The following is a 22,092-nucleotide window of genomic DNA, read 5'->3' as shown; positions in this document are numbered from 1 at the left end:
CAGAGACTTCTGACCCATGGACTTTTCCCGTTTTTTCATCGACCGGCCGATCTTTGCCGCGGTGCTGTCGATCCTGATTTTTGTCGCCGGAGCGATCGCCATCCCGCTGCTGCCGATCAGCGAGTACCCGGACGTGGTGCCGCCCAGCGTGCAGGTGCGCGCCGAATACCCGGGCGCCAACCCGAAAGAGATCGCTGAAACGGTGGCCACGCCGCTGGAGGAAGCGATCAACGGCGTCGAAAACATGATGTACATGAAATCGGTCGCCGGTTCCGACGGCGTACTGGTGACCACCGTCACCTTCCGCCCCGGTACCGATCCCGATCAGGCGCAGGTGCAGGTGCAAAACCGCGTGGCGCAGGCCGAAGCGCGCCTGCCGGAAGACGTGCGCCGCCAGGGCATCACCACACAGAAGCAGTCCCCGGCGCTGACGCTGGTGGTGCATCTGGTCTCGCCTTCCGGCAAGTACGATTCGCTGTACCTGCGCAACTACGCCACCCTGAAGGTCAAGGATGAGCTGGCCCGCCTGCCGGGCGTCGGCCAGGTGCAGATCTTCGGCGCCGGTGAGTATGCGATGCGCATCTGGCTCGATCCGAACAAGGTCGCCGCGCGTGGCCTGACCGCCTCCGACGTGGTGAGCGCCATGCAGGAACAGAACGTGCAGGTCTCCGCCGGCCAGCTCGGCGCGGAGCCGATGCCGACGCGCAGCGACTATCTGCTGTCGATCAACGCCCAGGGTCGTCTGCAAACCGAAGAAGAGTTCGGCAACATTATCCTCAAGAGCGGCGACAACGGCGAGATCGTGCGGCTGCGCGACGTGGCGCGCATCGAAATGGGCTCCGGCAGCTACGCGCTGCGCGCCCAGCTCAATAACAAGGATGCGGTCGGTATCGGTATCTTCCAGTCGCCGGGCGCCAACGCCATCGAACTGTCGGACGCGGTGCGCGGCAAGATGGCCGAGCTGGCGACCCGCTTCCCGGACGGCATGAGCTGGAAATCACCTTACGATCCGACGGTGTTCGTGCGCGATTCGATCCGCGCGGTGGTGGATACCCTGCTGGAAGCGGTGATCCTGGTGGTGCTGGTGGTCATTCTGTTCCTGCAGACCTGGCGCGCCTCGATCATACCGCTGCTGGCGGTCCCGATCTCCGTGGTCGGCACCTTTGCCGCGCTGTATATGCTGGGCTTCTCGCTCAATACCCTCAGCCTGTTCGGGCTGGTGCTGGCAATCGGCATCGTGGTGGATGACGCCATCGTGGTGGTGGAAAACGTCGAGCGTAATATCGAAGAAGGGCTGTCGCCGCTGGCGGCGGCGCACCAGGCGATGCGCGAGGTCTCCGGCCCGATCATCGCCATCGCCGTGGTGCTGTGTGCGGTGTTCGTGCCGATGGCGTTCCTCTCCGGCGTTACCGGCCAGTTCTACAAGCAGTTCGCCGTCACCATCGCCATCTCGACGGTGATCTCCGCCATCAACTCGCTGACCCTGTCGCCGGCGCTGGCGGCGCGCTTGCTTAAACCGCACGGCGCGCCGAAAGATCTGCCGTCACGCCTTATAGACCGGCTGTTCGGCTGGCTGTTCCGGCCGTTCAACCGCTTCTTCGCCAGCGGCTCGCAACGCTATCAGCGCGGCGTCTCCCGCGTACTGGGCCGGCGCGGCGCGGTGTTCGTCGTCTACCTGCTGCTGCTGGCCGCCGCCGGCGTGATGTTCAAGACCGTGCCCGGCGGCTTTATCCCGACGCAGGACAAGCTGTACCTGATCGGCGGCGTGAAAATGCCGGAAGGCGCCTCGCTGGAACGCACCGATGCGGTGATCCGCAAGATGAGCGCCATCGGCCTGAGCGTAGACGGCGTCACCGATGCGGTGGCCTTCCCCGGCCTGAATGCGCTGCAGTTCACCAACACGCCGAATACCGGCACGGTGTTCTTCGCGCTGGAGTCGTTGAGTACCCGTACCCGCACCGCGGCGCAGATCAACGCCGAGATCAACGCGCGCATTTCACAGATTCAGGAAGGCTTCGCCTTCTCAATCATGCCGCCGCCGATCCTCGGCATCGGCCAGGGCTCCGGCTATTCGCTGTATGTGCAGGATCGCGCCGGGCTGGGCTACGGCGCGTTGCAAACGGCGATCAACACCCTGTCCGGCGCCATTATGCAAACGCCGGGCATGGGGTTCCCGATCTCCTCGTATCAGGCCAACGTGCCGCAGCTGGACGCCAAAATCGATCGCGACAAGGCCAAGGCGCAAGGAGTGCCGCTCAATGCGCTGTTCAGCACGCTGCAGACCTACCTCGGTTCGTCTTACATCAACGACTTCAACCGCTACGGCCGCACCTGGAAGGTGATGGCGCAGGCCGACGGCCAGTTCCGCGACAGCGTGGAGGACATCGCCAACCTGCGCACCCGCAACGACAAGGGCGAAATGGTGCCGATCGGCAGCATGGTCAGCATCGGCACCACCTACGGCCCGGATCCGGTGATCCGCTATAACGGCTTCCCGGCGGCGGACCTGATCGGCGACGCCGATCCGCGCGTGCTCTCCTCTACCCAGGCGATGGGCGCGCTGACGCAGATGGCCGGCAAGCTGCTGCCGAACGGCATGAACATCCAGTGGACCGATCTGAGCTACCAACAATCGACCCAGGGCAACGCCGCGCTGGTGGTGTTCCCGGTGGCGGTGCTGCTGGCGTTCCTCGCGCTGGCGGCGCTGTATGAGAGCTGGACGCTGCCGCTGGCGGTGATCCTGATCGTACCGATGACCATGCTGTCGGCGCTGTTCGGCGTGTGGCTGACCGGCGGCAACAACAACGTGTTCGTGCAGGTCGGGCTGGTCGTTCTGATGGGGCTGGCCTGCAAGAACGCCATTCTGATCGTCGAGTTCGCCCGCGAGCTGGAAATGCAGGGCAAAGGCATCGTCGAGGCGGCGCTGGAGGCCTGTCGCCTGCGGTTGCGGCCGATCGTGATGACCTCCATCGCCTTCATCGCCGGCACCATCCCACTGATCCTCGGCCACGGGGCCGGCGCCGAGGTGCGTGGCGTCACCGGCATCACGGTGTTCTCCGGCATGTTGGGGGTCACCCTGTTCGGGCTGTTCCTGACGCCGGTGTTCTACGTCACCCTGCGGCGCCTGGTGGCGCGTAAAGCGCAGCCGCAGACGGCGTAATCATCGTCTTAACATGCAAAAGGTCGGGCAATGCCCGACCTTTTTTAATGCATGCGAATCGCGATTATTTACCGGCGGCTTCGGCCTCTTGCTCGGCGGCGTATTCCGCGCAGGCGCGCTTGTCGCCCCGCTCCAGTTCGGCCAGCGAATCGGCCACGGTGTGGCGCGCCAGCACCGCAAGCGAGGCCTGCTCGGCCTCGTTCACCACCGATTTGAAATACCAGCAGGCGTTGGCGCTTACCAGGCAGCGGGCCGGCACTTCAGGGCGCGAAGCCCAGATGCGCTTGTCGTCGATCACCGCCAGATAGATATCCCGCAGGGTGATCTCTTCCGCCGGGCGGCCGAGGTGGATAGAGCCGTTTCGGCCGAGGGTGGAAACGATGATGCCGTCTTTGGTCAGCGGGACCATCAGTTTGCGGATAAAGCTGGGGTTGGCTTCCAGAGTGGCGGCGAGCGTGGCGCTCGTCGAACGCATGCCCTGCTTCTCAGCTACGGCGACGCTAAGGACCATTTGCAACGCTGTCGGAAAGCGAAAATCTAACATGTCGTTATCTCTGCGAGACGAAATACTCGGGTTTGACCGGTGTGGCGATTGGCGCCGATAACACCGCTTTATCGCACAATAATATAACAAACGCGGGGGCTTTTTTGAAGGTTTGCCCGGTGATATCGCACGCAGACATTAGAACGATCGCAAATTTTTGGGCAGGCAGAAAACAGAAACCCGCGTCAATGTTAACGCCGCTCGCTTAACCGGGTTAAACGATCAGAACTAACACTGCCCGCGGGCTTAATTCGAATGTGGCGATCAGGCTCTGTTCAGCACCAGCTGGCCGTTTTTATCCAACGGGATTTGCGTGCCCGGATCGTGATCCATGCGGATCTTGCCCTGCTGATTGCCGATCTTGTAGGTCACGTCATAACCCAGCATTTTCTGAGACTTGTCGTAGACCGTTTTGCAACGCTGCTGAACGCTGGTGCTGACGTCGTTGTTTTGCATCGCCCCTTGCACCTGGTTGCCGGCATAGCCGCCGCCCAGCGCGCCGACCACGGTCGCCACGTCGCGCCCGCGACCGCCGCCGAACTGGTGGCCGATCACGCCGCCCGCCACTGCGCCCAGCACAGACCCGGCGATGCGGTTTTCATCCTGCACCGGCGCACGGTGCGTAACGGTGACGTTGCGGCATTCCTGACGCGGCGTTTTGATGGTTTCTTTAATCGGCGTTGCGGCGAGCACCTGCGCGTACTGCGGACCGGCAGAAAAGACGTCCAGGCTGGCTACCGCGGCAATCCCCAGAGCGGCAGCGATACCAATCCCAACACCGGCTAACATTGACTTGTTCACAGGAAACCTCCTGAAAGTGTTACCACGCATTTTGTCCGGGGTCTGTGACCGGCTGCACCGCGCTTATTATTTTGCGCATGGGCGGCTTGCGGTATCCCGGTTTACGGCGTGCGCGACGCGCCGTCTGTAAACGAGGTAAAGTCTGCACAATGATCTGAGGAGCCGCAATAAGACAAGGGGACCAAAAATGCGGGAAAACGGCCATTTCACCGCTGTTTAGGAGGAATCTTAAGATTTTTACCCATACCGACGACAGCTTATGCTGAAGAATCAAGCAACCTCCGCCGATCGCCTCGCGCCGCCATAAAAAAACCCGCGCGGGCGAACCGGCGCGGGTTGGTCGACAAAGGCAGGATCAGTGCATCTTCAGACGCGGGCGGATCACCCGGTTGATGCCGCCTACCAGCATCATCAGGCCGGTTTTGATGTAGCCGTGCAGCGCCACCTGGTGCATGCGATACAGCGAGATGTAAACGAAGCGCGCGATGCGCCCTTCCACCATCATCGAGCCGCGCATCAGGTTGCCCATCAGGCTGCCGACGGTGCTGAAGCGCGACAGCGAGACCAGCGAACCGTGGTCTTTATACACGTATGGCTTCAGCGTCTGGCCGTTCATCAGCGCCAGGATATTGGTGGCGCAGCGCGAGGCCATCTGGTGTGCCGACTGGGCGCGCGGCGGCACGAAACCGCCGCCCTCTTTCGGGCAGGAGGCGCAGTCGCCGATGGCGAAGATGTTCGGATCGCGCGTGGTCTGCAGCGTCGGCTCCACCACCAGCTGGTTGATGCGGTTGGTTTCCAGGCCGCCGATGTCCTTCATGAAGTCCGGCGCCTTGATGCCGGCCGCCCACACCATCAGATCGGCGTCGATGAACTCGCCGCCCTTGGTGTTCAGGCCTTTGGCATCGGCGCTGGTCACCATGGTGTTGGTCAGCACGCGCACGCCCAGTTTGATCAGCTCCTGGTGCGCCGCAGCGGAAATACGCGGCGGCAGCGCCGGCAGAATGCGCTCGCCGGCTTCCACCAGCGTCACGTTCAATGCGCTGTTGTCCAGGCCTTCGAAACCGTAGCTGTGCAGCTGCTTCACCGCGTTGTGCAGTTCGGCGGACAGCTCAACGCCGGTGGCGCCGCCGCCGACGATGGCGATGTTGACCCGCTCTTTTTGCCCCGGCTGCGCCGAGAACTTCAGGAACAGGTTGAGCATTTCGTTGTGGAAGCGACGCGCCTGATGCGGGTTATCCAGGAAGATGCAGTGCTCTTTCACGCCCGGCGTACCGAAATCGTTTGAGGTGCTGCCCAGCGCCATCACCAGGATGTCGTACGGCAATTCGCGCGCCGGCACCAGCTCGCCGCCCTGCTCGTCGCAGATCTGCGCCAGCTGCAGCGTTTGCGTCTCGCGGTTGATGTTGGTCAACGACCCCAGCTGGAAGCTGAAATGGTGATTGCGCGCGTGCGCCAGGTAGCTGAGCGCGTCCACGCCGTCATCGAGGGAACCGGTCGCCACTTCGTGCAACAGCGGTTTCCACAAATGGCTGTGGTTGCGATCCACCAGCGTGATCTCCGCTTTGTTCTTGCGGCCAAGTTTATGGCCCAGGCTGGTCGCCAGCTCCAAGCCACCGGCGCCGCCGCCAACAATAACGATTTTCTTCTTTGGCGTTGTCAAAATAACCCCCTAAATGTGAACCATTTGTTATTCCAGGGTAAATAAATAATATCCTTAGAATACATAGGGTTCGCTTAAAATAAATCGGCTCTCTAAGGCCAGAATAACATGCGAGGTTATTTGGTCATACCAAAATTGACGTACATCAAATTTTTTTGGTTAAAGGCTGGACGCGGGGATTTTTTGGGGATTGTGATTCAAATAGTTAGCGCTGAGTCACAGTTTTAAATTTTGCCGATTGCCACCAAAAACTTTACCTTGGCGTACAAAAAAGCCGCACTTTCCGTCGATGCAAAACGGTGGGCGCGGCTCGCGGCAGCGTTATGAAACTGTTAACCCAGCGCCTTGAACGCCTTGATCCGCTGCAGGTGGGGTGAGATGTTTTTGAACTTGTGCGTCTGCTGTTCATCCCAGACGATTTCGTAGTAGTGATGCAGCAATTCGGCGCTGCGCCGGTTATCCAGCACCTCGTCGTGCCGCGACAGCACCACCAGACAGCGGTCGCGGTTCTTCTCGCGGAAATCCTCCACGCACTTGGTGGCGATATCGCGATACTCTTCCGGCCGGTCTATCTTGCCGTGCATGTGCTCTTCCGGGTACAGATTGGGGTTGAACATCGCCTGGCGAATGCCGCACAGGAAACCGATGCGCTCCGCCCAGAAGCCGCCGAGGCCGACCCCGCAGATCAACGGGTACGCGTCGCCGCCCTGCTGCACCGCCTTGTCCACCTCTTTCAACAGATGCTGCATGTCGTGACGCGGATGCAGCGTGCTGTAGCTGATGAAGCGCACGTCCGGATCGATAAACTGCAGCTGTAACACCTTTTCATGATTGCCGGGACTGGTGGAATCGAAGCCGTGCAAATAGATAATCATGTGGATCCTCGCAACAAGCCAAGGGCCGCGGGCGCGGCCCTCATCATTTCCGCTCTGCGCCGCGATGCGGCGCCTGGACTCACCCTTGCGAACGCTGCTTGTGCTCCTCCCAGCGTTCGCTCAGCGCGCTGAGCGCCTTGTGCGCCTGCTGCCAGCGCTCGGAGGCGCGCAGTTCCTGACGGGTGAACTGACCGCGATGATATAACCGCTTCACCTTCTCTGCTTTGACCGGGGACAGGTTATCCAGCACGCTGACCGCACCTTCGCGGTGGTTGCACACCAGGATCATGTCGCAACCGGCATCGAGCGCCGCCTGGCCGCGCTCGGCGTAGCTGCCCATGATGGCGGCGCCTTCCATCGACAGATCGTCGGAGAAAATCACGCCGTCGAAGCCCAGTTCCTGCCGCAGGATCTGCTGCAGCCAGTAAGGCGAGCCGCTGGCCGGACGCGGGTCCGCTTCAGTATAGATGACGTGGGCCGGCATGACGGCGTCCAACAGTCGGCGGTTGATCAGCTCGCGGAAGATCGCCATGTCGTGCTCGCGGATCTGCGCCAGCGGCCGCGGATCGCGCGGGGTTTCCTTGTGCGAATCGGCGCTGACGGCGCCGTGCCCCGGGAAGTGTTTACCGGTGGTTTTCATGCCGGCGCTGTGCATGCCGAGGATAAAGCGTTCCGCCATCGCCAGTGCCTGCTGCGGATCGCTGTGGAACGAACGCTCGCCGATCGCCGCGCTGCCGTGGCCAATGTCCAGCACCGGCGCGAAGCTGATGTCGATATCCTGCGCGATCATCTCCGCCGCCATCAGCCAGCCGGCCTCCTGCGCCAGCCGGCCGCCTTCCTGCGCATCGTGCAGCGCGGCGAACGACTGCGCCGCCGGCAGGCGGGTGAAGCCCTCGCGGAAGCGCTGTACGCGCCCGCCCTCCTGATCCACCGCCACCACCAGCCGATCGTGCGAGGCGGCGCGGATCTGGCGCACCAGCTCACGCAGCTGCTCCGCATCGTGGAAGTTGCGGGTAAACAGGATCAATCCGCCAACCAGCGGGTGTTTCAAAATTTCGCGTTCTTCTGCATCCAGCTCGTAGCCGGCGACATCTAGCATTACTGGGCCCACGGGCACCTCACTTCATGATTGTTCGTTCAGAATTCGGATGATGATAAACAAAGTCGCCGGCGCACCGCCGCGCCCCAGCGCAAAAATTCGGCATCGCCGCTCTGCTGCCAGCGAACTTCGAACCACAGCAGCATCAGATAATCCACCCACAGCAGCCAGCGGCGCACCTGCGCCTGCAGCCGGGCGACGTCGTGATAGCCCTGGCGCGCGTAGTGCTGCAAAAAGCGCTGCTGCTGCTCGGCCGGCCAACCGTTGCCGCGAAACAGCGCGGCGATATCCAGCGCCACGTCGCCGTCGGCGGCATATTCCCAGTCGATCAGCCGCAGCCCTTCGCCGGTGGCGAGCAGATTGCCTGGGTGGATGTCCATGTGCAGCGGCGCCAGGCGCAGCGGCCGTGGTAAGGCGCTGCGTAAAAAATGGCGCTGCAGGCGCAGCCAGGCAGGAGTTAAACGCCGCCTATCCAGCTGCGGCCAGTAGCGGAGGAACTGCCGCCGCAGATCCAGCCGATAACCGCTGAGCGGCCGCCGATGCAGTTCCGCCGCCATCGCCGCCAGTTCGCCGCGCTGATTCAGCGCCGCAAACCCGGCATCTGTGATAACGTCACCTTCGAGCCATTCAAGGATAAGCCACTGATTATTTTGTGCGAAAACCCGTGGCCCCAGCCCCGATGCGCAGCGGCGCAAGACCTGCGCCTCCCGCCGCCGGCTCACGCCCAACGCGCGTTTTTCCGCACTCTGCTGCCGCGCCAACAGCGTGATGCCCGAGCCGTCGATGCGCCAGCTCTCGCCTGTCAGCCCCTGCACCGGGCTGAAATGACAACCGGCGGTATTCACCGCCGGCAGTCTGGTTTCTATCCATCGTCGCAGCGCGGCCTCAGCGTTTAACGTCGCCATTGCCCGACCAGACGATCTCGCCGGTTTGCACCAGCATCAGCTGCATGTCCAGCGCCGGCGACTTCACGTCACCGCTGACGTCGCTGTACAGCACGTACTGCGCGCCAACGATGCGCGCCAGGCCAATCGCCTTGCTGCGCGAACCGAAGCTGTCATCCGCCGACAGGCCCAGCGTTTGTCGGGCGCTGGTCAGCTTCGCTTCCGGCACCACGCTGAAGGTGGAGTTCGACGCCAGCGCCTTGTACAGCGCCGCGGTGGCTTTGCCCATCTGCAACGAACCGTTGGTGTTGTTTTTGACGCTGTCTAGCAGCAGCACGCTGCCGGCCGTAACGCCATCGGCCTTCAGCATCTGATTAACCAGCGGCTGAACGCTGCCCAGCCAATCGAGCTGCTGGATTTTCGGCGGCTGCGGCACCGGCTCGGTGGTTGGCGGCTGTGGCTGCTCTACCGGCGGTGTTGGCTGTTCCGGCTCGACGGTCACCGGCGGCAGCGGCCGATCCGGCTCAGGCGGGCGCGACAGGCAACCGCTCAGGGTCAATGCGGCCAGCGCCACTAACACGTACTTTTTCATGCTTTTTCTCCAAACCTGGCAAGCGCTTACAGGTACAGATACAGACGCGCGCTTTTAGCGTCCAGATTGCCGTTAATCGAGTAGATTTTGGCGTCCGAGTCGGGCGCCACGACGATCTCGCGCGGTTTCTCGAAGGGGCGAATATCCAGCCCCTGCGCGTCGTACCAATAGAAACGGTAATGCACGGTGACCGGCGTCGATTGGCTGTTGTTGAGCACCGAGGCCGCCATCACCCGCCCGGAGGCACTTGAAATCGAGGGCGTATCGGCCAAAATGCCGGCGGTCAGCACCGAAGGATCCATCACCACCGTTTGGCCCTGGTTGACCGCGATGCCGGCCGGCGAACTGCACCCCATCAGCAACGCAACGGGCAGCGCCAACGCCATCAGACCACGCAGAGTTTTTTTACCGCGCATGATTTCCTCGCTTAGCGTGACAACAGTGGCCCCAGCGAGCGGCCACCGACCAGGTGCATATGAATATGATAGACCTCCTGACCGGCGTGGCGGTTGCAGTTGACGATCAGGCGGTAGCCATCCTCGGCGATGCCTTCCTGTTCGGCGATCTTCGCCGCGGCGGTGATCATGCGGCCCAGCGCGGCTTCATGCTCAACGGTCACGTCGTTGACGGTTGGGATCAGCACGTTGGGAACGATCAGCACGTGGGTGGGTGCCTGGGGGGAGATGTCACGGAAAGCGGTGACCAGTTCATCCTGGTAAACCACATCAGCAGGGATTTCGCGGCGGATAATTTTACTGAAAATCGTTTCTTCGGCCATCTGGCGTTCCTTGTTTTACACAATTAGCTGTACGCAGTATGAGTGACAAATTCTACTGCTTTCAACCTGATTGCGCACTTTCCGCGTCGAGTGATGCAGATTCGCGCAGGCCGCCGCCCCGCTTGTGCATCTTTTCACTTTGGTTATTCACTATTGTTGCTTTACTTGCCTCGCGCAGCCGCCAATAGTAACTCCATGATTAACAAAGGATAGAGGGTGCTATGCCACTGAGAACTTCAGCGCTGTGCGCGCTGTTGCTGAGCGCTGCCGTTCAGGCCGCCCCGGCAGGCGGTATCGATCTGCAGGCTAACCGACAACCGATACGCGCACAGCAGAATCCCGCTGCTATCGCACTGATTCCGGCGGACTTTCACTTCGCGGTGCCCGGCAAGCTGACGGTGGCGGTGGCGTTCGAGAACTCCCCGCCGCTGGCGCTATTCGCCGAGGACAATAAAACGCTGATCGGCAGCGATCCCGACATCGCCCGCCTGGTGGCCGACAGCCTCGGGCTGGAACTAAACCTGGTGCCCACCTCCTGGGAGGATTGGCCATTGGGCATCAGCGCCGGCAAATACGATGCGGCGATCTTCAACATCGCCGTCACCAAACAGCGCAAGACCAAATTCGACTTCGCGACCTATCGGGTGGACACGCTGGGCTTTTACGTCAAATCCACCAGCAACATCACCTCGATCAACCGGCCGCAGGACGTCGCCGGGCTACGGATCATCGTCGGATCCGGCACCAATCAGGAAAACATACTGCTGGGATGGGATAAGCAAAACCGCGCCGCCGGGTTAGCGCCGGTGCAGCCGATCTACGTGACCGACGACGCCACCACCAACCTGAGCATTCAGTCCGGGCGCGCTGACGCGTTCTTCGGCCCCCACTCCGCCGGCGCCTACAAGGCGGCGCTGACCGGCAAGACCAAAATGGTCGGCATCGGCCCCAGCGTGGCCTACGTGGCGGTTACCAGCAAGAAAGGCAATGGGCTGGTGAACGCCATCAACGCCGCCATCAATGGCGCGATCGTCAGCGGCGAATACGCGCAGGTGCTGGAGCGCTGGGGCGAAGGCGACGAAAAGGTCGAACGCTCCACCATCAACCCCCCGGGCATCGGCGACTAGCCGCCGATCAGCTGCGGCGCATGCCGGCGCATCCACTCGGCCAGCGAGTCGAGCGTCGGCCGCAGCAACTTGCCCAGCGCGGTGACCTGATACTCCACCCGCGGCGGCACTTCGGGAAACACCCGCCGCGTCACCAGGCCACGCTGCTCGAACAGCCGCAGCTGGCGCGTCAGCTCTTTCTGCGCAATGGGCGCCACCGCCCGCTGCAGCTCGCTGAATCGCACCGGGCCGTCGATCACGATCAGCCGGTACAGGATCGGTATCGCCCACTTGCCCGACACCAGATTGACGAAGTCCACCATCGGGCAGGGTTCGCCCGGCGTCGGCAACGCCGCCAAATTATTTTCCGCCGCTGATGGCGCTTGCGCCGTCATTTCATCCCACCTCGCCCTTTAGTATCCAAAAGGTGCCTACTATGCAAAAGGAACCATAGCGCAAATAATGCCGCAACTGACGCGAAAGAGGAATCGGTTATGTCACGACTGCAAGGCAAATACGCATTGATTACCGGCGGCACCAGCGGCATCGGGCTGGAAACCGCCCGCCAGTTCATCGCCGAGGGCGCGACGGTGGCGATCACCGGGCGCAGCCAAAGCGCCCTGGACGCGGCGGGCCAGGCATTGGCGGGCAAGGCGCTGTTGCTGCTGAGCGACGCCGGCGATATCCCGCAGCAGCGCGAACTGGCGCAGCGGCTGGGGCAACGGTGGCCGCGGCTGGACGTGCTGTACATCAACGCCGGCGACGTTACGCATCGCCCGCTGCAGGAGTGGGATGAGCAGAGCTATCAGCGGCTGATGGACATCAACCTGAAAGGGCCGTTCTTCCTGATCCAGGCGCTGTTGCCACTGCTGGCCAACCCTTCTTCGGTGATCCTGTGCGGTTCGGTCAGCGCCCATATCGGCCTGCCGCAGAGCAGTGCCTACGCCGCCAGCAAAGCCGGCTTGCTGTCGCTGGCCAGAACGCTGTCCGGTGAGCTGCACGCGCGCGGCATTCGCCTTAACGGCCTCAGCCCCGGCCCGACCGAAACCCCGGCGTTGGGTAAACTGGGGTTGGCAGAAGCGGATGAGCAGGCATTGCGCGACGATATCCGCGCGCTGGTGCCGATCGGCCGCATGGGCAGCGCGCTGGAGCTGGCCAAAGCGGCGGTGTTCCTGGCAGCGGACGAGTCGGCGTTTATGGTCGGCGCCGAGCTGCAGATGGACGGCGGCGTGGGGAATTTATAATTTAGCGAATCGGCCGCGCATTGCGCGGCCCATAAGATCACCCCAGCCCTGGGATCTCGACGCCGAAGGTCTGCAACAGCAGCACCATGTTGAGCAGCACGATCACCACCGTGCCGACCACCGCCGCCAGGCTGGTCCAGCGGCCATTGGCGAACTCGCCCATGATGTCGCGGCGGCGGGTGAACATCACCAGCGCAATCATCGGCGCCGGCAGCGCCAGGCTCAACACCACCTGGCTGTAGACCAGCGCGTCGGTGGCGTTGACGCCCATGGCCACCACGATAAACGCCGGCACCATGGTGACCAGGCGGCGCACCCACACCGGGATGCGGAAACCGACAAAGCCCTGCATGATCATTTGCCCGGCCATGGTGCCCACCACCGAGCTGGAAATGCCGGAGGCGATCAGCGAAGCGAGGAAGATGCCGGCAGCAGCGGCGCCGAACAGCGGCGTCAGCGTATGGTAGGCGGTGCCGATCTCGGCCACGTCGCTGTTACCGGCGTGGAAGGCACTCGAGGCCATGATCACCATCGCGATATTCACCAGCCCGGCGAGCGCCAACGCGATCGCCACTTCGATATTGGAAAAACGCAGCAGCTTGCGCCGCTCGCCGTTGTCGCTGGCCGGGCTGCGGTGTTGGGTCAGCCCCGAGTGCAGGAAAATGGCGTGCGGCATCACAGTGGCGCCAATAATGCCGACGGCGATGGTCAGCGCCTGCGCGTCCGGCAACTGCGGCGTCACCATGCCGATACCGGCCGCCTGCCAGTCCACCGGCACGATGAACATCTCCGCCAGGTAGCACAGCGCAATAATGCCCACCAGGGCGCCGATCATCAGCTCAACCGGGCGGAAGCCCTTCTTTTCCACCATCAACAGCGCATAGGTGATCACCGCCGTCACGCCCATCCCCGCCAACAGCGGCATATGGAACAGCAACGCCAGCGCGATCGCCCCGCCGAGAAACTCCGCCAGATCGGTGGCCATCGCCGCCACTTCGCTGAGCAGCCACATGCCGATCACTACCGGCCGTGAAAACTGATCGCGGCACATCTCCGCCAGATTGCGGTTGGTGACGATGCCGAGCTTGGCCGACAGCGCCTGAAACAGCATGGCGATCAGGTTGGCCATCACCACCACCCACAGCAAGCTGTAGCCGTATTTCGCCCCGGCCTGGATGTTGGTGGCGAAGTTACCGGGATCCATATAGGCGATAGAGGCAATCACCGCCGGGCCGGCGAACAGCAGCGGCGTAAAGCCGCCGCGCTTGCGCCCGGCAAGGGCGGCACCAATCGCGATATTGGTCCGTTCGGTTAACGATGGGGTGGTTGCCGCGTCACGCATGGATTACCCTCAATTTTTTACTGGTTATTTTTCCACCTGTCATGCTGACAATGTAGCATCGGCTACACTTTATGCAACAGGCGAAAAACACTGGCTTTGTGTAAAGATATTTCTAACTACCACAATGCGTGGCATCGAATTGATAATGTGTGCTATTTGGACTAACTTAGGGCAACCCTCCCCGCATTGCCGGGAGATGCCATTCTTATGCTTACAGGACGCCCCACGCTATGGTTACCCGCGCGCCAGATAACGCCGACCGCCACGCCCAGACCGACATGCCGGACGAGGCCGAGCACGCCCTGCGTTTTAGCCGCGCCCGCGAAGCGCAGTCCAATGCGCTGATCGAAGATTACGTTGAGCTGATCGCCGATTTGCTGCAAAGCACCCGCGAAGCCAGAACCACCGACATTGCGCGCCGCTTCGGCGTATCTCACCCGACGGCGATCAAAAATATCGCGCGGCTGAAAAGCGCCGGGCTGGTGGAATCGCGCCCCTATCGCGGAGTGTTTTTAACCGAGGAAGGCGAGCAGCTGGCGCAGAAGGTGCGCCGCCGTCACCGCATCGTGGTCGATCTGCTGATGTGCCTCGGGGTGCCGAGCGAAACCGCCGAGCTGGACAGCGAAGGGATTGAACACCATATCTCGGACGAAACGCTGGCGGTATTCGAGCATTACCTGCAGAAGCACGCCAAACCCTGACTCCCGGGCCGCTGTTAAAAGACGAAAACGACGTCAGCCTGTTTATCGCGCCCGCTTTTAAACACGATGCCAGGATGTTGGCTATCCCCGTCAACCGCCTCGGCGTGGCCGGCGCCATATTGCAGAAATTCATCAGCTACCACCTGCGCGTTGCACTGCTGGGCGATATCACTCCCTGGCTGGCGCAAAGTAACGCGCTGCAAGACTTGGTGCGTGAAGCCAATCGCGGCGAACAGGTCTGGCTCCTCCCTTCTCTCGCTGAACTTAATCAGCACCTTAGTGCCTGACGGCAGGCAACAAAAAAGGGAGGCTTTCGCCTCCCTTGGTAACTCCCCTGCCTGAATCAGTGATTACGGATGTATTCGTCCATATCGGTTTTCAGGTTGTCGGACTTGGTGCCGAAGATGGCCTGCACGCCGGAGCCCGCGACGACTACGCCGGCTGCGCCCAGTTTCTTCAGGCCCGCCTGGTCAACTTTGGACACGTCGGCCACGCTAACGCGCAGACGGGTGATGCAAGCATCCAGGTTAGTGATGTTTTCTTTACCGCCGAAGGCCTGAACCAGCGCTGCGGACATTTCGGAACCGCCCTGCGCAGTCTGCTCGGCAGCGGTGTCTTCACGGCCCGGGGTTTTCAGATCCAACTTGGCGATCAGCACGCGGAAGATGGTGTAGTACACCAGACCGTAGACGATGCCGACGATTGGGAACAGCCAGATCTTGCTGCTGTTGCCGCTCAGTACGATAAAGTCGATCAGGCCGTGCGAGAAGCTGGTGCCGTCACGCATGCCCAACAGGATGCAGATTGGGAACGCCAGACCGGCCAGGATAGCGTGGATCACGTACAGGATCGGCGCGACGAACATGAAGGAGAACTCGATCGGCTCGGTGATACCGGTCAGGAACGAGGTCAACGCGGCAGAGATCATGATGCCGCCGACTTTCGCGCGGTTTTCCGGTTTGGCCGAGTGCCAGATGGCGATGGCCGCAGCAGGCAGACCGTACATTTTGAACAGGAAGCCGCCGGACAGTTTGCCCGCGGTTGGGTCACCCGCCATGTAGCGAGGGATGTCGCCGTGGAATACCTGGCCCGCCGCGTTGGTGAATTCACCGATTTGCATTTGGAACGGTACGTTCCAGATGTGGTGCAGACCGAACGGCACCAGAGCACGCTCAACCACGCCGTAGATACCGAAGGCCACGACCGGGTTCTGATAAGCCGCCCACTGCGAGAAGGTCTGGATAGCGGTACCGATCGGCGGCCAGATGAAGGACAGCACTACGCCCAGAACGATCGCCGCCAGACCGGAAATGATCGGCACGAAACGCTTACCGGCAAAGAAGCCCAGGTATTCCGGCAGTTGAATGCGGAAGAAGCGGTTGAACATATAGGCCGCGATGGCGCCGGAGATAATCCCCCCGAGCACACCGGTATCCGCCAGGTGTTTGGCCGCAATCTCTTCAGCCGGCAAGTGCAGCACCAGCGGCGCAACCACCGCCATGGTTTTCACCATGATGCCGTAGGCCACCACCGCCGCCAGCGCGGAAACGCCGTCGTTGTTGGTGAAGCCCAAGGCGACGCCGATGGCGAAAATCAGCGGCATGTTGGCGAAGACCGAACCACCCGCTTCCGCCATCACATGGGAGACTACCGCAGGTAGCCAGCTAAAGTTGGCGGAGCCGACGCCCAGCAGGATACCTGCGATAGGCAACACGGACACCGGCAGCATGAGCGATTTACCTACTTTTTGCAGGTTTGCAAATGCGTTCTTGAACATAGTTGAGTGTGCTCCTGAGTAATAATGCTTTGCTACTTCTTGTCGCGATAATTCGCGCTGCAGAGGGGGGAGAAAAACCCCTGCAATTCAGGGTGTCTGAGCACCCCTTGAATTTATTACGCAGAGTAAAATAAATAGCCTGCGCAATGTTTGATGACAATCACGTTTCGATGATCGAGCCGCGCCGACTTTGCATAAATCGGCCATTCCCGGGCAAAACAGGCCAAAAAACAGGCATCAACCACTCTGAAACGGGAGGGAACCTTACCCGTTTCAAGGATTAATTACGAGCTTAAAAAAAATTACGCAGACAATGACCTACAGCTATAGCCTAGGTCAAAGATCACAGTTCGAGGTGAAATAAGCGTGAAAAGTTGGCGGTGGTGGCTTCGGCCAGTTGCTCCAGGCTGACGCCCTTCAATACCGCCATGTATTCAGCCACATCGCGCACATAGGCGGGTTGGTTTTCTTTGCCGCGATGCGGCACCGGCGCCAGATAAGGCGAATCGGTCTCCACCAGAATGCGATCCAGCGGCACATAGCGCGCCACCTCACGCAGCTGTTCGGCGTTGCGGAAGGTCACGATGCCTGAGAAGGAGATGTAGAAGCCCAGATCCAGCAAGGCTTCGGCCGTAGCCACGTCTTCGGTGAAGCAGTGCAGCACGCCGCCGCAGTCCTGTGCGTTCTCTTCACGCAGGATCGCCAGCGTGTCCGCGCGCGCATCGCGGGTATGGACGATAACCGGCTTGTTCAGATCCCGGCCGATGCGGATATGCTCGCGGAAAGAGTCCTGCTGCAGCTCAAGGTTGTCTTTCTGGTAGAAGTAATCGAGCCCGGTCTCCCCCAGCGCCACCACCTGCTCCGCCGCCGCCAGGCGGCGCAGTTCAGCGTAATCATAGCCCTCTTCCAGATTGAGCGGATGCACCCCGCAGGAGAAGGCCACGTCGTCGCGTTTGCCGATCAGCTCGGTCATGGATCGGTAGCCCGGCAGCGTGGTGGCGACCGCCAGCACATAACCGACGTCGCGCGCTTTGGCCTTGGCCAGCGCATCGTCCACATTCTGGTGCAGCGTTTGATAATCCAGGCCGTCAAGGTGGCAATGAGAATCGACTAACAACATAATTTTTAACTCTTTTACTTTACAGCGAATGAGGGTGGGAATAGCCGGCGGCGCCGAGCATCTGTTCCCAGCGAAGTAACTGTTCGGTCAGCAGCAGCTCGCGATTGACGCCCACCACGCTGAGCAGCTGATGGCGGCAGTTCAGCCACTGCTGCACGCTCTGCTGCAGCGAGGCGCTGCTCAACAGGCTGGCCAGCTGATGCACCAGCGGCTGCTGATCCTGATTCAATACATAGTGATGCGCACCCTGCTGCCACTTCATCGCGTCCACCAGCAGCGCGCACAGCCAGTGCAGGCGCTCGGCGACGTCTTCATGGTTCAACACCGGCAGCAGCGACAGCATATCGCGCTGCGGCAGCGCGGCGCTTAACGCGGCGCACAGGGCGCTGCGCTGTTGCCACTGCTGCGGCTGCAGCAGCTGTTCGGCGGCCAGCGGCGCACCGTCGTGCAGGCGCAGCGCCGTGAGGCGGTCCGTCTGAGAGCCGGCTGCCTGCCTGCCCAACCACTGCAGGCTGAGCTGCTCATCCGGGCTCGCCAAATGCCAGTATAGGCAGCGGCTGCGCAGCGTCGCCATCAGCCGTGACGGCTCACGGCAGCCCAGCAGAAAATAGGTTTTCTCCGGCGGCTCTTCCAGCGTTTTCAGCAGCGCATTGGCCGCCGCCTCGGTCAGCTGTTCCGCCTGCGGCAGCCAAATCACTTTGGCGCCGCCCTGCTGCGCGTGGGCGTACAGCGTTTCAATCACCTGGCGGATCGGCTCGATCCCCAGGCTGCTCTTGCCCTTTTCCGGCGCCAGCACGTGATAATCCGGGTGATTGCCCGCCAGCATCAGCCGGCAGCTGTGGCACTCTCCACAGCTTTTTTCACCGTTGCGCTGCTGGCAGATCAACCAGCGGCTCAGGCCGTAGGCCAGCGCGTCGTCACCATTGCCCGCCGCCGCGTGCAGCAGCAGCGCATGATGGCCACGGCCGTCGGCGTACTGCCCAATCAGCTGGCGATAAGGGCCGTTCAGCCACGGGTACCAGTTCATTATGCGCCTTCCTGCTGCCGCAGCCAGTGGCCGACGCAGTCGCGGATCGCCGCGGTCACCTGCTCCAGCGGCTGGGCGGCGTCGACGGTGACGATGGTTTCATCCTGCGCCGCCAGCTCGAGATAGCGCGCTCGGGTGCGTTCAAAGAACGGCAGCGCCTCCTGTTCGATGCGATCCAGCTGGCCGCGCGCCTGTGCGCGCTGCAGGCCGACCAGCGGCGGCAGATCGAGATACACCGTCAAATCCGGGCGAAAATCCCCCAGCACGGTGTCGCGCAGCGAGCTCATCAGCTGCGGGTCTATGCCGCGGCCGCCGCCCTGGTAAGCCTGTGAAGAGAGGTCGTGACGGTCGCCCACCACCCAGGCGCCGCGCGCCAGAGCCGGTTTGATCACGGTTTCCACCAGCTGCACGCGCGCGGCGTACAGCATCAACACTTCGGCCTTGATGGTTGGCAATTCGCCGTCGATGCCGCGTTTGAACAGATCGCGCAGTTTCTCCGCCAGCGGCGTACCGCCGGGTTCGCGGGTGAAGACGATGTCGCTGATGCCGTGTTCGCGCAGCACATTGACCACCGTATCGCGCGCGGTGGTTTTACCCGCGCCTTCCAGCCCTTCGATAACAACGAATTTACTTTTCATTCTTTTCCTTTAACGCCTGACGGTACACGCGCACCGCCTGGTTATGGCTCGCCAGATTGGTGGTGAAGGTATGCCCCCCCTTGCCGTCGGCGACAAAATAGAGATAAGGCGTTTTGGCCGGATTGGCGGCCGCCTGCAACGAGGCCTCACCCGGCATGGCGATCGGCGTTGGCGGCAGGCCGGCGATCACATAGGTGTTGTACGGCGTCGGCGTTTCCAGATCCTTGCGCGTGATGTTGCCATTATAGCTTTCGCCCATGCCGTAGATCACCGTCGGATCGGTCTGCAGGCGCATGCCGATGCGCAAGCGGTTGACGAACACTGACGCTACCTTGCTGCGCTCTTCCGGCACCGCGGTCTCTTTCTCGACGATCGAGGCCATGGTCAGCAGATCTTCCGGCGTTTTGTACGGCAGGCTGGTGTCGCGGCCGGCCCAGGCGGCCTGCAGCGCTTTGTTCATGCGCACGTGTGCGCGTTTGAGCAGCGCGATGTCGCTCATGCCGGCGGTATACTGATAGGTATCCGGGTAAAGCAGCCCTTCAGGGGTTTCTCCCGCAGGAAGGCCGAGCGCTGCGGCAATCTCCGCTTCGCTCTTGCCCGCCAGGGTGTGCTTCAGGTATTTGGACTGCTGCAGCACTTGCTGCCAGTCACGCAGGCGTGAGCCTTCAATAAAGCGTGCGGTGAACTGCGCCTCTTTGCCGCTGGCCAACAGTTTCAGCATCTGGCGCACCGTCATGCCCGGCGTAAACCGGTAGGTACCGGCTTTAAACTCCGCCAGCTCCGGCTCCAGCTTCAGCAGCCACTGGAACCAGCGCCCGTTGCGCACCAGTTTATCGCGCACCAGTAGCCCTTCCAACGCTACCCGGCCGGTGCCGGCCGGCAGTTTGAAGATGGTTTCTTGCTGGATAGCCAGCGGCGTATTGGCGAAGCGTTCGATCTTCTGGTAGCCCCAAAACAGCAGCGCCAATACCAGAACAACAATAACAGACAGGACCTTCAGCTTTCTTTTCTTCATCAATCAGCCATGGTTAACAGTGTGGACGCAAAAAATCATACAGCTGGCGTGAAGCATAACGCCATGATTGCGCAGCGTTTACCGGCAGCAGCGGCATCAGCGCATTGCTCACCAGCACTTCGTCGGCATCGGCCAACGCCGCCAGCGGTTCACTGACGCAGTGCAGACGGTATTCCGACCCCGCCAGCAGCGCGATCACCCGCCGCCGCATCAGGCCCGCGACGCCGGCCTGGCTCAGATCCGGGGTAAACACCGCTTTTCCCTTACGCCAGAACAAATTAGCCGCACAGCATTCCACCAGCATACCGGCAGTGTCAAGCACCAGCGCCTCGTTGGCGGCCGTCTGGTCAAGATGCGCGCGGATCAGCACCTGCTCCAGGCGGTTCAAATGCTTCACCCCCGCCAGCAATGGATTGCGCGCCAGCGCCACCGGGCTGAGCGCAAGCGTGATGCCCTGCTCGCGCCACTGCAAATAGTGCGCAGGGTAGCCGCTGCGGGCGACGATACGCGTCGGGTTTTCGCACCCCGTCGGGCTGTAGCCCCGCCCGCCGCTGCCGCGTGTCAGTATCGCTTTGACCACGCCGAGCGGAATTGATTCGGCCGCCAGCGCCATCTCCCGTTCGAAAGCAACCCAATCGGTGGCGGGCAGCATCAGCCGCTGCGCCGCTTGCTGCAGCCGCTCCAGATGCCAGGGCAGCAGCTCGATTTTGCCGTCGATAACCCGGGCGGTAGTAAAGCAGCCATCGCCGAACTGCAAGCCACGATCGCTCGGCGCCAGCGCATCGTGGCGTTGTCCGTTAATCCAATACATGCTTCCTCCTGTAGCCGGGTTAGTCATTACGCACGCAGAATAGCAGGCGCTGACATCCTTAACCTTAACAGCCGCCCATGCAGAAACGCTCAATGTGTTCGCTTCTCATCCAGTCCGGCAAACGCTATAGTAATTCATCAGGAGAACCCGGCCACCCACATGAAATATAAAAAGATATCATCACTATTAATCGCTTTATTCGTCATCCTGATGACTGTCGGCCTGCTCACAATAAAGCAGCTCCGCGTTGCCTTCCCCACCTTGCTTCCGGGAATAACATGCCAGACAACAACACTCTGCACGGATGATGTCGCAAAATTAGAAGATGCTCAAAAGCTTTATCGAACCGGCTATGAACACGCCACTACTGCCGTCGGGCCATTTATCGGCAGCCCGAAAGTGGTATTCTGCAGCACTGAACGCTGTGCAGAAATGTTCGGTATGGAGAAACGCGCCGCCGCCGCGATCGGCGATCTCGGTCTGATTATCGCACCTCGCGGTTGGACGCCGTTCTATTTAACCCATGAAATGATCCACTATCGTCAGGCCGAATCCTTCGGCAACCTCGCGATGTTGACCAAACCTTCATGGCTAATTGAGGGAATGGCCTATTCCATGAGCGGCGATCCACGCCGGCTAGGCGCTCCCTTCGATGAATGGCGCACCCAATTCGACATGTGGCATGCCACACTTGGCACACAGCCTGTATTGCAGGCGGCGAAAGTTATAAAGTAGCGCCACTCCCGATGCATCTTTCATCAGCTTGCGGGCATAAAAAAGCCCGGTTAAAAAACCTAATGCCGTTCACTTAAGCCTCACGTGACTTATAGCTGAATGGATATTTAGGCGGAACATAAAGCACCGAACGATCATATCTTCGGTGCTTTCTTTTTTCCGGCAGAATGAAGGCCTTTACGT

23 protein-coding genes are annotated in these 22,092 nt (G+C 61.3%); 6 read left to right on the top strand and 17 right to left on the bottom strand.

Annotated elements, in window-relative coordinates; genetic code table 11:
- Nucleotides 1-16: 16 nt before the first annotated feature.
- Nucleotides 17-3,160, top strand: a complete 3,144-nt coding sequence (gene sdeB, locus M6G53_RS21115) for a multidrug efflux RND transporter permease subunit SdeB (RefSeq protein WP_253334276.1) — start codon at nt 17-19, stop codon at nt 3,158-3,160.
- 64 nt (nt 3,161-3,224) lie between these two features.
- Here sdeB and M6G53_RS21110 read toward each other — a convergent pair whose 3' ends face one another.
- The 9 genes from M6G53_RS21110 to hinT all read right to left on the bottom strand — a co-directional run bounded on the left by M6G53_RS21110 (nt 3,225) and on the right by hinT (nt 10,393).
- Nucleotides 3,225-3,704 (bottom strand): RrF2 family transcriptional regulator, encoded by a 480-nt coding sequence (locus M6G53_RS21110; protein WP_084826397.1) that lies wholly within the window; start codon nt 3,702-3,704, stop codon nt 3,225-3,227.
- Nucleotides 3,705-3,968: 264 nt separating this feature from the next.
- Nucleotides 3,969-4,505 carry a glycine zipper 2TM domain-containing protein gene (locus M6G53_RS21105; protein ID WP_168166356.1) on the bottom strand — a complete coding sequence of 179 codons (537 nt, stop codon included), beginning with the start codon at nt 4,503-4,505 and terminating at the stop codon, nt 3,969-3,971.
- A 355-nt stretch (nt 4,506-4,860) separates the two neighbouring features.
- On the bottom strand, nt 4,861-6,165 hold the full coding sequence (locus tag M6G53_RS21100; RefSeq protein ID WP_004928794.1) for an NAD(P)/FAD-dependent oxidoreductase: 1,305 nt from the start codon (nt 6,163-6,165) through the stop codon (nt 4,861-4,863).
- A gap of 332 nt (nt 6,166-6,497) precedes the next feature.
- A complete protein-coding gene (gene ycfP / locus M6G53_RS21095) occupies nt 6,498-7,040 on the bottom strand; it encodes an alpha/beta hydrolase YcfP (protein WP_194572894.1) in 543 nt (180 codons plus the stop codon).
- Between the two features lie 79 nt (nt 7,041-7,119).
- Complete coding sequence (nagZ, locus tag M6G53_RS21090; protein WP_253334275.1) at nt 7,120-8,139, bottom strand: beta-N-acetylhexosaminidase; 1,020 nt, start codon at nt 8,137-8,139, stop codon at nt 7,120-7,122.
- Nucleotides 8,140-8,177: 38 nt separating this feature from the next.
- The gene (thiK, locus tag M6G53_RS21085) at nt 8,178-9,044 is read right to left on the bottom strand and encodes a thiamine kinase (RefSeq protein ID WP_253334273.1); all 867 of its coding nucleotides are present in this window, start codon (nt 9,042-9,044) and stop codon (nt 8,178-8,180) included.
- Entirely contained in the window at nt 9,025-9,615 is a 591-nt protein-coding gene (gene lpoB / locus M6G53_RS21080) for a penicillin-binding protein activator LpoB (RefSeq protein ID WP_253334271.1), read from the bottom strand. The genes thiK and lpoB overlap by 20 nt, the downstream gene beginning before the upstream one ends.
- Nucleotides 9,616-9,641: 26 nt before the next feature.
- Nucleotides 9,642-10,031: a YcfL family putative periplasmic lipoprotein gene (locus M6G53_RS21075; RefSeq protein WP_253334269.1), complete on the bottom strand. Its 390-nt coding sequence runs from the start codon at nt 10,029-10,031 to the stop codon at nt 9,642-9,644.
- 11 nt (nt 10,032-10,042) lie between these two features.
- Nucleotides 10,043-10,393: a purine nucleoside phosphoramidase gene (gene hinT, locus M6G53_RS21070; protein ID WP_004928776.1), complete on the bottom strand. Its 351-nt coding sequence runs from the start codon at nt 10,391-10,393 to the stop codon at nt 10,043-10,045.
- A gap of 221 nt (nt 10,394-10,614) precedes the next feature.
- Here hinT and M6G53_RS21065 point away from each other — a divergent pair, with 221 nt between their 5' ends.
- Nucleotides 10,615-11,520: a transporter substrate-binding domain-containing protein gene (locus M6G53_RS21065; RefSeq protein ID WP_253334267.1), complete on the top strand. Its 906-nt coding sequence runs from the start codon at nt 10,615-10,617 to the stop codon at nt 11,518-11,520.
- Here M6G53_RS21065 and M6G53_RS21060 read toward each other — a convergent pair.
- On the bottom strand, nt 11,517-11,894 hold the full coding sequence (locus M6G53_RS21060) for a winged helix-turn-helix transcriptional regulator (RefSeq protein WP_253334266.1): 378 nt from the start codon (nt 11,892-11,894) through the stop codon (nt 11,517-11,519). The two genes, M6G53_RS21065 and M6G53_RS21060, sit on opposite strands and share 4 nt — an antisense overlap.
- Nucleotides 11,895-11,993: 99 nt before the next feature.
- Here M6G53_RS21060 and M6G53_RS21055 point away from each other — a divergent pair, with 99 nt between their 5' ends.
- The gene (locus M6G53_RS21055; RefSeq protein WP_197658845.1) at nt 11,994-12,743 is read left to right on the top strand and encodes an SDR family oxidoreductase; all 750 of its coding nucleotides are present in this window, start codon (nt 11,994-11,996) and stop codon (nt 12,741-12,743) included.
- A 37-nt stretch (nt 12,744-12,780) separates the two neighbouring features.
- Here M6G53_RS21055 and M6G53_RS21050 read toward each other — a convergent pair whose 3' ends face one another.
- Nucleotides 12,781-14,085 (bottom strand): Nramp family divalent metal transporter, encoded by a 1,305-nt coding sequence (locus tag M6G53_RS21050; protein ID WP_253334264.1) that lies wholly within the window; start codon nt 14,083-14,085, stop codon nt 12,781-12,783.
- A 230-nt stretch (nt 14,086-14,315) separates the two neighbouring features.
- On the opposite strand from M6G53_RS21050, the gene mntR reads away from it, so the two are divergent.
- Nucleotides 14,316-14,786, top strand: a complete 471-nt coding sequence (gene mntR, locus M6G53_RS21045) for a manganese-binding transcriptional regulator MntR (RefSeq protein WP_016928182.1) — start codon at nt 14,316-14,318, stop codon at nt 14,784-14,786.
- Nucleotides 14,750-15,073 carry a DUF4180 domain-containing protein gene (locus tag M6G53_RS21040; protein WP_366519515.1) on the top strand — a complete coding sequence of 108 codons (324 nt, stop codon included), beginning with the start codon at nt 14,750-14,752 and terminating at the stop codon, nt 15,071-15,073. Before mntR ends, M6G53_RS21040 begins: the two co-directional genes overlap by 37 nt.
- A 56-nt stretch (nt 15,074-15,129) precedes the next feature.
- Here M6G53_RS21040 and ptsG read toward each other — a convergent pair whose 3' ends face one another.
- The 6 genes from ptsG to pabC form a co-directional block, all read right to left on the bottom strand.
- Complete coding sequence (ptsG, locus tag M6G53_RS21035) at nt 15,130-16,563, bottom strand: PTS glucose transporter subunit IIBC (protein ID WP_016928184.1); 1,434 nt, start codon at nt 16,561-16,563, stop codon at nt 15,130-15,132.
- Nucleotides 16,564-16,906: 343 nt separating this feature from the next.
- Complete coding sequence (locus M6G53_RS21030; RefSeq protein WP_253334263.1) at nt 16,907-17,683, bottom strand: metal-dependent hydrolase; 777 nt, start codon at nt 17,681-17,683, stop codon at nt 16,907-16,909.
- A gap of 19 nt (nt 17,684-17,702) precedes the next feature.
- Entirely contained in the window at nt 17,703-18,710 is a 1,008-nt protein-coding gene (holB, locus tag M6G53_RS21025; protein WP_253334262.1) for a DNA polymerase III subunit delta', read from the bottom strand.
- Entirely contained in the window at nt 18,710-19,348 is a 639-nt protein-coding gene (tmk, locus tag M6G53_RS21020; protein ID WP_253334261.1) for a dTMP kinase, read from the bottom strand. Before tmk ends, holB begins: the two co-directional genes overlap by 1 nt.
- The gene (mltG, locus tag M6G53_RS21015; RefSeq protein WP_253334260.1) at nt 19,338-20,363 is read right to left on the bottom strand and encodes an endolytic transglycosylase MltG; all 1,026 of its coding nucleotides are present in this window, start codon (nt 20,361-20,363) and stop codon (nt 19,338-19,340) included. Before mltG ends, tmk begins: the two co-directional genes overlap by 11 nt.
- 13 nt (nt 20,364-20,376) lie before the next feature.
- Entirely contained in the window at nt 20,377-21,174 is a 798-nt protein-coding gene (pabC, locus tag M6G53_RS21010; RefSeq protein ID WP_253334259.1) for an aminodeoxychorismate lyase, read from the bottom strand.
- Nucleotides 21,175-21,333: 159 nt separating this feature from the next.
- On the opposite strand from pabC, the gene M6G53_RS21005 reads away from it, so the two are divergent.
- Nucleotides 21,334-21,909 carry a hypothetical protein gene (locus M6G53_RS21005; protein WP_253334257.1) on the top strand — a complete coding sequence of 192 codons (576 nt, stop codon included), beginning with the start codon at nt 21,334-21,336 and terminating at the stop codon, nt 21,907-21,909.
- The last annotated feature ends 183 nt before the right edge of the window (nt 21,910-22,092 follow it).

Origin of the sequence: Serratia nevei (assembly GCF_024160145.1) — a bacterium.
Taxonomy (GTDB): Bacteria; Pseudomonadota; Gammaproteobacteria; order Enterobacterales; family Enterobacteriaceae; genus Serratia; species Serratia nevei_A.
Note: the sequence above shows the minus strand (reverse complement) of the source record. Positions and strands in the feature narration are given on the sequence as shown.